Origin of the sequence: Amycolatopsis sp. NPDC048633 (assembly GCF_040650695.1) — a bacterium.
Classification (GTDB): domain Bacteria; phylum Actinomycetota; class Actinomycetes; order Mycobacteriales; family Pseudonocardiaceae; genus Amycolatopsis.
This window is the reverse complement of record NZ_JBEZHS010000001.1, coordinates 846,922-861,332: the sequence shown is the minus strand read 5'-3', so window position 1 is coordinate 861,332 and position 14,411 is coordinate 846,922. Positions and strand designations below refer to the sequence as shown.

The 14,411-nt window shown below is 71.2% G+C and carries 14 protein-coding genes; 7 read left to right on the top strand and 7 right to left on the bottom strand.

The features are described 5' to 3' along the window. Positions 1-23 precede the first annotated feature (23 nt). Positions 24-1,391: an FAD-dependent monooxygenase gene (locus AB0C38_RS04305; protein ID WP_360666221.1), complete on the top strand. Its 1,368-nt coding sequence runs from the start codon at positions 24-26 to the stop codon at positions 1,389-1,391. 191 nt (positions 1,392-1,582) lie between these two features. Next, a complete protein-coding gene (locus AB0C38_RS04300; RefSeq protein ID WP_360666219.1) occupies positions 1,583-2,059 on the top strand; it encodes an Lrp/AsnC family transcriptional regulator in 477 nt (158 codons plus the stop codon). A gap of 52 nt (positions 2,060-2,111) precedes the next feature. On the opposite strand, the gene helR is transcribed toward AB0C38_RS04300, so the two are convergent. Further along, entirely contained in the window at positions 2,112-4,343 is a 2,232-nt protein-coding gene (gene helR, locus AB0C38_RS04295; RefSeq protein ID WP_360666216.1) for an RNA polymerase recycling motor ATPase HelR, read from the bottom strand. Positions 4,344-4,481: 138 nt separating this feature from the next. On the opposite strand from helR, the gene AB0C38_RS04290 reads away from it, so the two are divergent. After that, on the top strand, positions 4,482-4,874 hold the full coding sequence (locus AB0C38_RS04290; protein ID WP_360666213.1) for a VOC family protein: 393 nt from the start codon (positions 4,482-4,484) through the stop codon (positions 4,872-4,874). Here AB0C38_RS04290 and AB0C38_RS04285 read toward each other — a convergent pair. Together AB0C38_RS04285 and AB0C38_RS04280 are read right to left on the bottom strand one after the other, a co-directional pair. Further along, positions 4,850-5,338 (bottom strand): DUF6328 family protein, encoded by a 489-nt coding sequence (locus AB0C38_RS04285; protein ID WP_360666210.1) that lies wholly within the window; start codon positions 5,336-5,338, stop codon positions 4,850-4,852. The two genes, AB0C38_RS04290 and AB0C38_RS04285, sit on opposite strands and share 25 nt — an antisense overlap. A gap of 29 nt (positions 5,339-5,367) precedes the next feature. Then, complete coding sequence (locus tag AB0C38_RS04280; protein WP_360666207.1) at positions 5,368-6,324, bottom strand: WYL domain-containing protein; 957 nt, start codon at positions 6,322-6,324, stop codon at positions 5,368-5,370. Positions 6,325-6,380: 56 nt separating this feature from the next. On the opposite strand from AB0C38_RS04280, the gene AB0C38_RS04275 reads away from it, so the two are divergent. Both AB0C38_RS04275 and AB0C38_RS04270 read left to right on the top strand, forming a co-directional pair. Further along, on the top strand, positions 6,381-6,908 hold the full coding sequence (locus AB0C38_RS04275; protein ID WP_360666204.1) for a DinB family protein: 528 nt from the start codon (positions 6,381-6,383) through the stop codon (positions 6,906-6,908). Beyond that, positions 6,905-7,519, top strand: a complete 615-nt coding sequence (locus tag AB0C38_RS04270; protein WP_360666201.1) for a GNAT family N-acetyltransferase — start codon at positions 6,905-6,907, stop codon at positions 7,517-7,519. The genes AB0C38_RS04275 and AB0C38_RS04270 overlap by 4 nt, the downstream gene beginning before the upstream one ends. Before the next feature lie 3 nt (positions 7,520-7,522). On the opposite strand, the gene AB0C38_RS04265 is transcribed toward AB0C38_RS04270, so the two are convergent. From AB0C38_RS04265 to AB0C38_RS04255, 3 genes are all read right to left on the bottom strand, one after another. Further along, positions 7,523-7,915 carry a pyridoxamine 5'-phosphate oxidase family protein gene (locus tag AB0C38_RS04265; protein ID WP_360666198.1) on the bottom strand — a complete coding sequence of 131 codons (393 nt, stop codon included), beginning with the start codon at positions 7,913-7,915 and terminating at the stop codon, positions 7,523-7,525. Positions 7,916-7,996: 81 nt separating this feature from the next. After that, a complete protein-coding gene (locus tag AB0C38_RS04260) occupies positions 7,997-9,880 on the bottom strand; it encodes a DUF2339 domain-containing protein (RefSeq protein WP_360666195.1) in 1,884 nt (627 codons plus the stop codon). Positions 9,881-9,925: 45 nt separating this feature from the next. Then, positions 9,926-10,888, bottom strand: a complete 963-nt coding sequence (locus AB0C38_RS04255; protein WP_360666192.1) for a Gfo/Idh/MocA family oxidoreductase — start codon at positions 10,886-10,888, stop codon at positions 9,926-9,928. Between the two features lie 99 nt (positions 10,889-10,987). Here AB0C38_RS04255 and AB0C38_RS04250 point away from each other — a divergent pair, with 99 nt between their 5' ends. Then, positions 10,988-11,380, top strand: a complete 393-nt coding sequence (locus AB0C38_RS04250) for a hypothetical protein (RefSeq protein ID WP_360666189.1) — start codon at positions 10,988-10,990, stop codon at positions 11,378-11,380. 122 nt (positions 11,381-11,502) lie between these two features. Further along, entirely contained in the window at positions 11,503-12,507 is a 1,005-nt protein-coding gene (locus AB0C38_RS04245; RefSeq protein ID WP_360666186.1) for an SEFIR domain-containing protein, read from the top strand. Positions 12,508-12,552: 45 nt separating this feature from the next. Here AB0C38_RS04245 and AB0C38_RS04240 read toward each other — a convergent pair whose 3' ends face one another. Beyond that, the gene (locus tag AB0C38_RS04240; RefSeq protein ID WP_360666183.1) at positions 12,553-14,298 is read right to left on the bottom strand and encodes a protein kinase; all 1,746 of its coding nucleotides are present in this window, start codon (positions 14,296-14,298) and stop codon (positions 12,553-12,555) included. Between the last annotated feature and the right edge of the window lie 113 nt (positions 14,299-14,411).

Below are 14,411 nucleotides of genomic sequence, written 5' to 3'. Positions count from 1 at the left end.
CCCTTAACAAGTTAAGGAGAAGCATGGATGCCGACGTGATCGTCGTGGGCGCGGGTCCGGTGGGCCTGTTCCTCGCCGCGGAGCTCAAGCTGGCCGGGGCCGAACCCCTGGTCCTGGAACGGCTGGCGACGCCGTCCGAAGAGACGAAGGCCCGCGGGCTGGGCACTCTGGCCACCGAAGCGCTCTGGCGGCGAGGCCTCGGCGACCAGCTCGCCGAGGCCGACGCCGAGGGCACGAAGGACCTCGCCCGCGACCACGGCAGCACCCGCGGCCACTTCGCGAACATCTTCAAGATCGTCCCGGACGCCGGCCGGCCGCGGACCAACATCTGGCAGCCGGAGCTGGAACGCGTCCTCGCGAAGCACGCCGAGGGCGTCCGGGTGCTGCGCGACCACGAGGTCACCGCGATCCAGTCCGATGTGGACGGTGTCACGGCCACGGCGGGAGGACGCGAGTGGCGCGCGAAGTACCTCGTGGGGTGCGACGGCGGCCGCAGCAGCGTCCGGAAGCTCGCCGGGTTCGGCTTCCCCGGCACGCCGGCGCTGCTGCACACCATCGCCGGACGCGTCCGGTTCGCGGGTGACGTCCCGCCGAGCGGGCGCTACCCCACCGGCTCCTTCATGCAGGGCGGCAGCATGGCCGGCGTCACCGAGCCCGCGACCGGTGCCGAACCGGAAGTCACGGCGGACGAGCTCGCCGCGAGCATCGAACGCGTCACCGGCACGACCGTCGTCGTCGAAGAGATCCACGACGCGCGGCGGTTCGGCGACCAGGCCCGCCAGGCCGACGACTACCGCCGCGGCCGCGTCTTCCTCGCCGGCGACGCCGCGCACGTGCACTCGCCGAGCGGCGGCCAGGGCCTCAACCTCGGCATTCCGGACGCGGCCAACCTCGGCTGGAAGCTCGGCACCGTCCTCCGCGGCGACAAGCCCGAAGCGTTCCTCGACACGTACACGCGCGAGAGGCACCCAGCCGGCGAGGCGGTGCTACGCAACACGCGTGCGCAGTCGGCGTTGCTGGCACCCGGACCACACGTCGACGCGCTGCGCGAGATCGTCGGCGAAGTGCTGGACCTACCCGAGGCGAACCGGTACTTCGCGGACCTCCTGTCCGGTGTGCGCGAGCGCTACGACTTCCCTTACCCCGCCCCGGCACCGGTCGGCGAGCACTGCCCGGACCTCGAGCTCGTCGACGGCGCCGGCCGCACGACCCGGCTGCACGAACACACCCGCACCGGCCGCGGCCTCCTGCTGACGGCCGGGCACCGGCCCGATCCGCGCATCGACGTCGTGGCCGTGGCGAACACCGGTCCGCTGCTGCTCCGGCCGGACGGCGTCATCGCCTGGGCCGGCGAAGGTCCCCTCGACGTCGCCTTGGACACCTGGTTCTAGATCGGCGGTGCGCGGGCTCGCAAACCGCCTCGGAATGACTCGTGAATTTCCTCCACAGCCACCGAATCCTCGGCAAATCACGATCCTGGCGCCGGATCACGTGAAGCTGGCGCAGGGGTCTCGCTTTCTGGTCAGGTCTCGATACGCTGCGCACTTGACAAATCACATGCCGAAACACAGGGAGGGACGGCATGGGTGAAGATTCACGTGCGCGCGGACTGGACACCACGGACAGATCGCTGATCGACCTGCTGCAGCAGGACGGCCGGGCATCGTTCACCGCGCTCGCGAAAGCGGTCGGACTTTCGGAGGGAGCCGTCCGCCAGCGCGTCCAACGGCTGCTGCGCGACGACCTCATGCAGATCGTCGCGGTGACCGACCCGGCCAACGTCGATCTGACCAGGCAGGCGATGGTCGGGATCAGCGTCGACGGCGCTGATCCGCGCACGGTCGCCGACAAGTTGTCCGAACTGCCGAACGTGCACTACGTCGTGTTGTGCGCCGGGCGCTACGACCTGCTGGCCGAACTCGTCTGCCGGGACGACGACCACATGCTCGAAGTGCTGGGCGAGGAGATCCGCAAGATCGACGGCGTGTCCGGGACCGAGCTGTTCGTCTACCTGAAGCTGGCCAAGCAGAACTACGCGTGGGGCCGGCTCACGGCGTAGCCCCTCGTGAGTGAGAAACAGCGTTGGAACACCGTTTCTCACTCACGAGCCGCTACAGGAACCGCCGGTGGCCGGCCCGGGCGAGCGTGCCCGCTTCGGCGAGCCCGGCCAGCGCGGCCGGGAGCGGATCCCGGTGCAGCACCCCGAGGCGCTGCGTGGCACGGGTGAGCGCGACGTACAGCTCGGCCGCGCCGCGCGCGCCCTCGGCCAGGATCCGCTCCGGCTCGACGACGAGAACGGCGTCGAACTCCAGGCCCTTGGTCGCCGACGCCGGGACCGTGCCCGGCACGCCGGGCGGGCCGATGACGACACTGGTGCCTTCGCGGCCGGCCTCGTCGCGGGCGAAATCGTCGATGGCGTCCCGCATGTCGCCGTCCGCGACTCGTCTGGACCACGGCCGGACCCCGGACGCCCGCACCGATTCCGGCGGCCGCGCGCCCGGTGCGAACTTCGCGAGCAGCGCCCCGGCGACGGTCATGATCTCCGCCGGGGTCCGGTAGTTCACGGTCAGCTCCCGGTACACCCACCGGTCGGCGACGTACGGCGCCAGCACCGGCCCCCACGCCGTCGCCCCAGCCGCGCTGCGGCGTTGCGCCAAGTCGCCGACGATCGTGAACGAACGGCTCGGGCACCGCCGCATCAGCGCCCGCCAGTCCATTTCGGACAGTTCCTGTGCCTCGTCGACGACGACGTGCCCGTACGTCCAGTCGCGGTCGGCGGCCGCACGTTCGGCGAGGTCACGTGGGTCGCGCTCGACGAACCGGTCGGCCAGGTCCTCGGCGTAGAGCAGATCGGTGGCGACCAGGCCGAGGTCTTCGTCCTGTTCCTCGCGGTCCAGCTTGATGAGGTCCATGACGCCTTCGGCGTACTCCGCGTCCTCCTCCGCCCGGCGGCGCGCGGCGGCCCGTTCGGCCGAGTCGTCCCGGCCGAGCAGGTCGACCAGCTCGTCGAGCAGCGGCACGTCCGACACCGTCCAGGCCGCGCCGTCCGCGCGGAACAACGCCGGATCGGCGCCGGCGGCCTCGAGCCGGCGCGGCGACATGTAGAGCGGCGCCAGCAGCGTCTCCGGCGTCAACTCCGGCCACAGCGCGCCGAGCGCGGCGTCGAGGCCCTCGTGGTCAGCCAGCTCGTCGAGGACATCGGTGCGCAGGTCGGCCCACGCCCCGCGGTCCTCCCGGGTCAGCCAGCCTTCGCCGATCTCGGCCACGGCACGCTCGGCGAGGAGCGCCACGACGTGCTCGCGGAAGACCGCGCCGGCCTCGTTGTGCGGCAGCCCGGACCGGCGCGCTTCGAGCCGGGCTTCGGCCGCGATACCGGCGTCGAGCGCCACGGTGACGTCGGCCAGCTCGACCGGCACCGGTCCGTCGGGCACCTTCTGCCGGTCAGCGACCGCGGCGGCCAGCACGTCGAGGATCTTCAGCGACCCCTTGAGCTTCGCCACCTCCGGCGGGTCCTCGGCGGTGACGCGCAGCCCGGGCACGAGGTCAGCGGTGGTCAGGAAGACGACGTCCGACTCACCGAGCGAGGGCAGCACGCGGCCGATGTGGTCGAGGAACAGCGGGCTGGGCCCGACCACCAGCACGCCGGTGCGCGACATCCGCTCGCGCCGGGTGTAGAGCAGGTAGGCCACCCGGTGCAGCGCGACGGCGGTCTTGCCGGTGCCGGGCCCGCCCTCGACGACCAGCACCCCCGAGTGGCCGAGCCGGATGATCTCGTCCTGCTCGGCCTGGATCGTCGCGACGATGTCCCGCATGCCCTCGCCGCGGGGTGCGTTGACCGCGGCCAGCAACGCCGCGTCCCCGCGCTCGCTGAAACATGCCTGGGCCCCGAAACCCTCGGAGTGGGGCCGGCCGAGGACCTCGTCGGTGAATTCGACGACCCGGCGCCCGAGTGCGTGGAACTGACGGCGGCGGCGCATGTTTTCCGGCGTCGCCGCGGTGGCGACGTAGAACGGCCGCGCCGCCGGCGCCCGCCAATCCAAGAGAAGGGGTTCGTAGTCGTTTTCCCCGTCGAAGAGACCGATCCGCCCGATGTAGCTGGTTTCGCCCGAAAGGGCGTCCAACCGGCCGAAGCAGAGCCCGTTGTCGGCGACGTTCAGCCGGACCGTCTCCCGGGCCCGGACGTGCACGTCGGCATCCCGCTCCACCAGCGTGGTTCCCGGTTCCCCGAGCGCGCCGCGGTAGCGCGCCCGAGCCTGTTCGCGTTCGCGGTCCAGGCGCGCGTACAACCCCGTGACGTACGCGCGTTCGGCCCGCAATTCCTCGTCGTACCCCTGGTTTGACAAATTCCCCTCACAGCGGTTAGACTGAAGCTACATTCGATGGGCCTTCCTGTTTATCTCGGAGGGCACGTCGATTTTTTATTGTCCACCCGCTGTCAAGCCCCCTATCCGCGCCTGAATGTGCAGCGGTACTGTGCGCGCATGAGCGGCCCCCGGGTGTTCCGGCTGATCCAGCCCGTCGACGACATCGAGATCGCGGTCGCCTTCTACGAGCAGGTCCTCGGCCACCGCGGCGAACGGATCGCGGTCAACCGGCACTACTTCACCTGCGGCGACGTCGTGCTCGCCTGCGTCGAAGCGCCGTTCGAACACCGCGAACCGCGGCCGCAGCGGGACCCGCGGATCGTCTACCTCGCGGTCGAAGACGCCGACGAGACGTTCCAGCGGGTGCGTCTCGCCGGACCGCGCTGGATGGACGACGCGATCGAAACCCAGTTCTGGGGCGAACGTTCCTTCTACGCGGACGACCCGTTCGGCAACCCGCTCTGCTTCGTCCAGGAGGACACGCTCTACTTGGGCGGACCCGTCGGCTGAACGTCGTCCGTCGGGTTGAGCCGCAGCGGCATGACGAACCAGAGCAGCCCGAAGAGCAGCACGCAGAGCACAGCCATGACGATCATGGCGATCTCGCCGTAGACCACCTTCGCGATCAGCGCGACCGTCGACGTGATCGCCAGCGCGAGGCAGACCAGGCCGACCAGCACGAGCCGGTTGCCGACGGTCAGGATCCGCTCCCGGCTGCCCGTGCGGAACAGCAGGCGGTGCCACGCCGCGGGCGCGGTCAGCAGCGCCGTCGCCGCCACCGCGAGCGCCACCGCGGACAGGTGCAGCGACTTCTCGAACCCGCTGGCGTCGTGGAACCGGTCGGTGAACACGACCGAAAGCAGGAAGCCGAAGAGGATCTGCACGCCGGCCTGCGCGACCCGCAGCTCCTGCAGCAGCTCGCCGATGTTGCGCGTCAGCTGCTCGTTGCGGGTTTCGCCGGTGTGTTCCGTCACGGGAAAACGATACGTGGAGTTTGCCGGATTCACCCGTTGGTGGCGGCCAGCAGCCGCTGCCCGAGGACGCGCGCGGCCTCCCGGAGCTCGGGGCACCGCACGATCCGGTACGGCGCCGGGATCCGGGCGAGCTGCTCGGCGTACCAGCCGGGGTTGCTGGTACTGCCGCTCAAGCGGGTCGTCCCGTCGTCCATGCGTTCGAGCCGCCCGACGGCGCGGGGCAGGCACCGGCGTACCCGGTCGAGGGGCGCGTCGATGACGACCTCGGTGTCGTACTCCCAGCCGACGGCGAGGTGTTCCTCGATCATGGCGACCGGGTCGAGGTCCCGGGGCGGCTCGAAGGTGTCGTCCAGGACGTCGACGCCACGGACCCGGTCGATCCGGTACGCCCGGCGCGCGTCCTTCGGGTGGTTGCGGCACAGCAGGTACCAGCGCCCGTGGCGGACGACGACGGCCCACGGGTCGACGTCGGCGGTCCATGCGGTGCCGGCCTCGGAGCGGTAGCCGAGCCGGACCCGCCGGTGCTCGGCGCAGGCGTGCACGAGGGCGGCGGTCGTATCGGGGTCGGGCCGCGCGGCGGCGGCGTCCGGCGCGGGCGCGGCGGTCCGCCGGACGGCCTCGGCCTGCGCGGCCACCGGCTCGGGGAGGGCCTGCACGATCTTGCCGAGCGCGCTGCCGACCAGGGTGGCGGGATCACCGGCCTCGTGGTGGCCGTCGAGCACCGCCATGACCAGCCCGAGGGCCTCGGCGGGGCTGAAGGTCAGCGGCGGCAGCCGCAGCCCGCGCCCGACCCGGTAGCCGCCGTAGGGCCCGCGGACGGACACGACCGGGATGCCGGCCTCGCGCAGGATGCCGATGTAGCGCCGGGCGGCGCGTTCGGAGACGCCGAGCTTGCCGGCGAGCCGGTCGGCGGTGATCCCCGGACCGGCCTGGAGGAGTTCGAGGGTGCGCAGGGCCCGCGCCGTCGGGCTCGTGTCGGCCGCCATGAGGATTCTCGATTCCGGCAGTGGATCGTCCGGAATGGATCCTAGGCTCCCCCGCCATGACCGACACCTACGCGACGCTCGTGGTCGACGGCGACGAGCTCGACTCCCTGCTCAGCACCCTCGAACGCATCCGACGGACCTTCGCCTGGAAGTGCGGGGGCCTGGACGCGGAAGCGCTCCGGGCCACCACCGCGGCGAGCACGATGACGCTGGGCGCCCTGCTCAAGCACCTCGCGTTCGTCGAGGCCGAGTGGTTCGCCGTGCAGCTGCGCGGCGAGCCGATCGGACCGCCGTGGGACACCGCCGAACCGGGCAGCGAGTGGCAGACGGCCGCCGACGACAGCCCGGAGGAGCTCTACGCCCTTTGGGACGCCGCGGTCACCCGGTCGCGCGCGATGGTCGCCGCCGCGGTGGCCGAGGGCGACGCCGGTCAGCCGGGGCACCTCACCTGGCCCGACGGGCGGACCCCGAACCTGCGGCGGATCATCTTGGACATGATCGAGGAGTACGCGCGCCACACCGGCCACGCCGACCTGCTCCGCGAAGCCGTGGACGGCCTGGTGGGCGAGGACGCGCCGGCGTGACGGCGGTCGAAGACGTCACCATCGTCCCCGCCAACGAAGCGTCGTGGGACGACCTCGTCGCGATCTTCGGGACCGCCGACTACCCCGGCCGCTGCCAGTGCCAGCGGTTCAAGGTCGCCGGCTGGATCTGGCGCGACTCCACACAAGAGGAACGCACCGCCATGCTGCGGACCCAGACCGCCTGCGGCAAGCCGGGCACCGCGACGAGCGGGCTCGTGGCCTACGCCGGCGGCGAACCGGCCGGCTGGGTCGCCGTCGAGCCGCGGACCGCCTACCCCAAGCTGCGCGGCTCGCGCGTCCCGTGGTCCGGCCGCGCCGAAGACAAGGACGACGACGGCGTCTGGGCGGTGACGTGCTTCGCCGTCCGCAAGGGCTACCGCGGCCGCGGCCTCACCTACCCGCTCGCCCGCGCCACCATCGGCTTCGCCCGCGAACGCGGGGCCCGCGCGCTCGAGGCGTACCCGATGATCACCCAGCCGGGCAAGGAGATCACCTGGGGCGAGCTGCACGTCGGCGCCCGCCAGGTGTTCGCCGACGCGGGCTTCGAGGAGGTCAGCCACCCCACGCCGCGACGCGTGGTCATGCGGATCGAGCTGTCTACTGTGGACTGACCCTCACCACCCCCAGGAGCGGTCGGGCACCAAGCGGATGCGGACGGAGTACACGGCGTCGAAGGCTTCGGGCGTCTCGAACCCGATGCCGGCGTACGACGGGCCGTACTTGTCGAGGTAGCCGGGCGCCTCCGACGCTGCCCCCGCCTCGACGTGCGCCTTGCCGTTGACGACGAGGATCGCGCCGCCGGCTTCGTTGCCGTTGAGGTGGAAGCTCACCTCGGGGTTGGCCTCGAGGTGCCGCAGCTTCGCGGTGTCCGGCTTGCTGAACACCACCACGTCGTCGCCGTCGAGCACGAACCACACCGGCCGCGGCGCGGGCCGCCCCTTCGGCGTGACAGTGGTCAGCCAGCCGATCTTCTCCGCGGCACGGTCGGCGAGTTTCGGTTCTGCCATCGGTACATCCCCCTGGTCGTCGGGCTGGTGACCCAGGTAACCACGAGGCACCGACAATTCTTCCCGCGCTCGTTCCGGCGATCAGTGCGACGCGACGCGCCGGGCGTACCGCGCCCCGGCCGCGAGCAGCACCAGCCCGGCGCCGAGGAACGCGCCGACCCGCGCCAGGCCGTCCAGCGCCGACAGGTCGAACAGCACCAGCTTGAGCACCGCCGCGCCGACCAGGACCAGCCCGCTCACGCGCAGCCCGACGACGGCGATCCCGCGCAGCAGCAGGACGAGCGCCGCGATCGTCCAGGACACCGTGATCAGCGCGTGGCCGAGCAGGAAGCCGGTGCGGCCGGGGACGGCCAGCAGCGACCCGCACAGCACGACCCCGGCGGCGCCGTACAGCGCGGAAACCCCGGCGACGAGCCAGATCGGCAGGTCGTCGGCCGGCCCGCGGAAGACCGCCAGCCGCACCGCCGCCCACGGCAGGGCGACCGAAACGGCGAGGATCAGCAGGGCGACCGCGAGCGCGCCGGCGACGTCGCCGGCCGGCCGGACCCGGTACACCATCAGCAAAGCGGGCGTGACGTCGAAGAACACGCCGACCAGGCCACCGATCGTCGCGAAGCCGAGCGCGGCCCCCAGCGCGAACTTGTTGCGCCCGCCCACCGCGGCCACGACGAGCAGCAGCGCTTCGCCGAGCAGCACCGCGGCGCGGGCAGCTCCGTCGAACTGCGTGACGGTGGCCTGCAGGATCGCCAGCAGGCCGGCGAGCCCGGCCAGCTGCCCGGCGAGTCCCGGCCACCAGCGGCGCGCCGCCCACACGGCCAGCAGGACGACCCCGGCACCGGCCGCGACGGGCACGGCCTGGACCTTGGGCAGGAGCAGCGCCGCAACCAGCGTCGGGACGACCGCCGTCGCCAGCACCGAAAGCGCGGCGGGGTCGTTTTCGCGGCGGCGAAGGACGATCAGCGCGAGCGCGACGCCGAGGACGCCCGCACCCAGCGCGGCGGCGGTGTTCGGCCAGCTGCCGTGCGCCACCGCCGTGGTGATGACGGACGCGAACAGCGGCGGCACCCCGGCGGCGAGGGTCAGCGACGACCAGTCGCGGCGCAGCTGCACCGGCGCCGTGGCGAGCTGGACCATCAGCAGGAAGGCGACAAGCTCGGGGGTGAACCCGCCGGTGATCATCGGCGCGCACACCGCACAGCCGACGACGACGACGGAAGCCAGCAGCGCCGACTCCCAGCGCAGGGCCACGAGCAGCCCGCCGACGGCGACCGCGAGGCCCGCGGCGAGCCCGGCGAGCACCGGCAGGAAGTCGTACAGCGACGTCGCGGCGACGACGTCCAGGTACAACGTCGCGATGCCGGTCCAGGCGAGGGCGAACGCCCCGGTGCGACCGGCGGGCTTGCGGTGCAGCCAGACGCCGGCGCCGGTCAGCGCGAGCCCGAAGGCAGCACCGACGAGCACCCGCGGCATCGGCCCGAGCCAGCCCCGCTGGACGGCCAGCACGAGCAGCAGGACGACGCCGAGCAGCGTCACGGCACCGCCGACCCAGGCCAGCACGCGGCTGCCCGCGCCCTCCTTGCCGAGCTTCTCGCCCAGCGTCTGCCGCGGCGGGGCGGGCAGGTAGGGGGACGGCGGCGGGACGTAGTGCTGCTGGGGCGGCTGCCAGGGGTTCTGGGGCCACGGCGGCGGCATCTGCTGCGGCGGCGGTTGCGGCCAGGGCTGCTGCTGAGCCTGCTGAGGCTGCGGCGGCGCTGGGTGCGGTTGCGGCTGTTCGGCCGGCTTCGGCTGTTCGGCCGGCTTCGGCTGTTCGGCCGGCTTCGGCTGTTCGGCCGGCTTCGGCTGTTCGGCCGGCTTCGGCAGCTCAGCCTGGACGGTACGCAGTTCGGAGCCCACCACGGCGAGACGACGCCCCAGGTCGTCGATCTCGCCGGCGAGCCGGAGAAGCACATCAGCTTCGGTGGTCATACCGGACAGAGTCACCCACAAGGGGCCCTCGGCGGATCCGTAGCACTACTCAACCGCGGTGAGTACCTGGTCCATGGTCGTCATGATCGAGACGGTCTCGTCGAGCGGCATGAGCGGGCTCTCGGTCTCACCGGCGGTCAGCAGCCGTGCCACTTCGTCGGCCTGGTGCCGCAGGCCACGGCCCTCGTCGACGTACTCGTAGCGGCTCCGGTCGCCTTCGCGCGGGATGAGCGTGAAGGACGCGGGCGCGTAGAACGGCCCTTCGACCTCGATGCGCGCGTCGGTGCCGATGATCGCCGCCGTGGTCGGCGAAACGGCGCTCAACGTGCAGCTCAGCACGGCCTGCGCCCCGCTCGCGTAGCCGAACAGCATCGACGTCTGCGCATCGACGCCGGTGAACGTGGGGGTCGCCATGGCGGCGACGCGGTCGGGCGCGCCGAGGACCATCGACGCGAACGAAACCGGGTAGATCCCCAGGTCGAGCAGGGCACCACCGCCGAGTTCGGGGGCGAACAGCCGGAACGCGGGGTCCTCGGCGAACCACTGCCCGTGGTCGGCGGTGACGGTGACGACGTCGCCGAGGCTCGGCAGCAGCTCGCGGATGTGCCGGATGTGCGGCAGGAAGCGCGTCCACATCGCTTCCATCAGGAAGACGTTCCGTTCCCGCGCGAGAGCGACCAGGTCACGCGCCTCTTCGGCGTTCATCGTGAACGGCTTCTCCACCAGCACGGGCTTGCCGGCCTCGAGCGCGAGCCGCGCGTTGCCGTGGTGCAGGGGGTGCGGCGTGGCGACGTAGACGATGTCGACGTCGGAATCGTTCGCGAGGGCTTCGTAGCTGCTGTGCCGGGTCGGGATGCCTCGCTGCCCGGCGAAGGCATCGGCACTTTCGGCCGTGCGAGACCCGACCGCGGCGACGACGCCGGAGTCAGTCAGCTTCAGGTCTTCCGCGAAGGCGCCGGCGATCCCGCCGGTCCCCATGATTCCCCAGCGCAGGGGCTTGTCGGTCATACCGGAACCCTACGGGCAGACGGTGGCGGCAAAACCACGGTGGACGTCCGCCGCGGGGTGGGGCACGGTGATGGTTCCCGAGTCGAGCGGAGGCTCGCCGTGCCCCGTCGCCGCGTTCCCGAACGCGCCACGCCCGTCGGCGCCGGCCGGATCTTCCTGCCGGTGATGCTGGTCGTCTTCGGCCTGGGCACGCTGGTGCTCCTGGTCGCCGCAATCAGCGTGCTGGCGGGAGACCTCAGCCACGGCGGTGATCCGTCGCCGTGGTTCGTGCTCGCGGTGTTCGCGACGGCGATCCAGCTGCTCGCGGTCATCGCCCTCGCCTTCCGCCGCCGCTGGGGCGCGAAGGTGTTCGCGGCGGCGTTCGTGGCGGACGTGCTGCTGGACTTCACGTCGCTCACCGGGCTGAGCAGCGGGCTGATCCTCATCAAGATCATCGTGGCCGGCCTGCTGGCCACGGCGATCCTGGTCCGCTGGGACGACCTCGTCGCTTGACCGCCGGCTAGCCGATGCGTTTCTGGACAGAACGATGACAATCGGCAGTGCGTGCTGACTTCATACCATCGTTTTGGTTAACTTGTTCATTCTGCCCAAACTTTCTTGAAGGAACCGACTGGATGAGCCCGAGTGAACGACCCGAGGTCTTCATAAGTTACGCCCAAGACTCGGAAGAACACCAGGACATGGTCCGCCAGTTCGCAACTTTCTTACGCGCCCAGTTGGGCGTTGAAGTATATTTCGATCAATGGGTGGACAGCTTCCGGCTCGACTGGTCGCTGTGGGCGTCCCAGCACCTCGCGAAAGCTGACTTCGTGCTGGCCATAGCCTCGCCCGCCTACAAGCGCCGGGCCGAGGGACACGAGGTGCCCGACCTGGGCCGCGGCTCCCAGTTCGAGGCGGCGATGATCCGCGACAACCTGACCAGGGACCTGCCGCGCGAAACGCGTCGAATTCTTCCGGTGGTGCTGCCCGGACGCAAGGTCGAGGAGATACCGAACTTCCTCAACGCGCATTCCACCACCCGGTACGAAATCAAGGAATTCACCCTCGAAGGCGCCGCGGACCTGCTGGCCGCATTTACCGGCGTACCCCGGTTCGCGCCGCCGGAAATCGGCGAGTGGGTCGGCGCGTGGCACGCGACGCGGCCCACCGCCCAGCCCGCGGCCGGCGCGCAGCTCCTCACCACCGTCCTGCAGCCGGCCGCCCGTTCGTCCGACATCCGGTTCGGCGGCGCGGAGATCGACGGGCTGCACCGCGGCAGCAGCATCGTCTACCGGCCGCAGCTGTACGCCGGCGATCCGCAGGGCGTCGTCGAATACAACCTGAGCCGCCGGTACCGGCGGTTCGAATCGACCGCCGGGGTGCTCGACGACGCCGACGAGGCCGGCCAGGTCGGCTACTTCCAGGTGTTCTTGGACAACGTGCCGCAGGGCCAGCACGAGGTCCGGATGGGCAAGCCCGCGTGGATCCAGTGCGACCTGACGAACGTGCTGCGGATGAAGCTCGTCGCCTGGCGGCCCGGGATGACCCTGCACCCGCTGGCCGCCGGGGCGGCGATGGCCGTCGGCCGGTCGAACCAGTTGCCGTCGCTGGCCTGGGGCGACCCGACGCTGGTCGCTTAGGCCGCAGGGCCCGATCCTCGACCGACCGGGCCCTGACCGGCGAGATCAGCTCGTCGTGGTCGGCGTGGGTACCTCGCCGGGCAGGCCGAGCAGCTTCGCCTCCCCGAGTGCGAAGGCGTCACCCCCGACCCCGCCGCTACAGGTCGCATTGGCGACCTGCCACGACAGCCGCAGCCGGAGGACGCCGCTGACATCGACATCGATGGGCGTCGCCTTGCCCAGCTCCAACGTCACGGACTTCAGCTTGCGCCCGTCGCCGAAGACCTCGAGCTGGACCTTCAGCCCGGCGTCGCCGGAGTTGTCGTCCATCCCCGCCGTCGCGGCGAACCGCCGATAACCCTTCGAAATGTTGTATTCGATCGCGCCCGTGTCGGAACAGTACGAAACGCTCTTCGAGACGCTGTGCAGATAGCTCTTCCCGGCGATGTCGGCCGGCAGGGTGTCGTTCGTCCAGGAGTTCCCGTTGACCGGCCGCAGATCGGACAGGTAGACCTCGACCGCCGACTGCGCGACCGTGAGCTTGATGTGCCCGTTCAGCGCGCCCCCGGCCTTCGGGTCCTGGTCGATCACCGTGCCCGCCGGGGCGGTCTGCTCGATGGAGTTCACCGTGTCGACCTGGATCCCGTTGCCCAGCAGGTCCTGCGCGTCCGCCAGTTTTCTGCCGATCAGGTCGGGCGCGATGGTCGGCGCCGCCGAGGTGGTCGGAACCACCTCGGACGTCGACGGCTGCACCTCCGCCGACGCAGTGCCTGCGGCGATCGCGGGCGCGGGCGGCGGTGTCGCCGAGGAGCTGATGCTCAGCGCCGTGATCGCCCCGGCGGCCAACACGGCCCCGACGATCAAGATCGGGACAAGCTTCTTCTTGCGCCTCGGGGGCGGCGGGCTGACGTAAGGCGTGCCGAACACCGTGTCTCCGATCCCCGGCGCGGGCGCGCCGGCTTTGTCCTGGGGCCGCGCATACGTCGGCAGCGGCGGGCGTTCCAGCCGGGGCCCGACCGGACTGTTCGCCAGATCGGGCGCGATCGCGTTCAGCACCGCGGCGATCCGGTCGGCGGCCGGGCGCGTCGCCGCGTCGAACGCGAGCAGCACCCGAACGATCTCCCAGAGCGCATCCGGCATGTCGCCCGGCCGGCCCGGCTCTTCGTCCGCGCGCCGGACATACCCGCCAGGGAACGGCGCGACCCCGCAGTAGAGCTCATAGACCATGACGCCGAGGGCGTACAAATCGGCCGACGCGGTCGGTTCACCACCGGTGACGATTTCCGGCGCGAGGTATTTCGACGCCGTCCTCATCGAGGTCTGCGGAATTCTCGGGACGACGCGGAACACGCCGACGTCGGTCAGCTTCGGCACCCGGACGGCTCCGGAATCGTCCATCAGGACGCTTTCCGGACGCACATCGCCGTGCACCACGCCAACCTCGTGGACAGCGTGCAGTGCCGCCGCGACCCCAGCGGCGATCCGGGCGATCTCCTTGGGCAGCAAGGTTCCCGACGCGGCGAGCCGGTCGCGCAGCGAGCCACCGCTGATCAGATCCAGCACGAGCGTCACAACGCCACCCTCGTCGAGGAGGTCGTGCACCGTCACGAGATTCGGGTTCGACAACCCCAGCAGGACGGACTGCTCGCGCATGAACGACGCACCGGCCTCGCCCAGCTCGGACAGATCGGTGCGCAACTGCTTGCAGGCGAATTCACGGCCACTCGGATCCACCCCGGCCCGGACGGTCGCCCGCGTGCCCTGTCCCAGTTCCGCGCCGAGCCGGTACCGTCCAGCGAACTCAGATTCCATTTCGCGCTCTGCCCTTCATCAGTACGTGCTCATACGCGCGACCTCATTCGGCGTCATGGCCGACTGATCGGGTACCGCCACACTTTCGCTACCAGCCCCCGTGATGTGTCCTG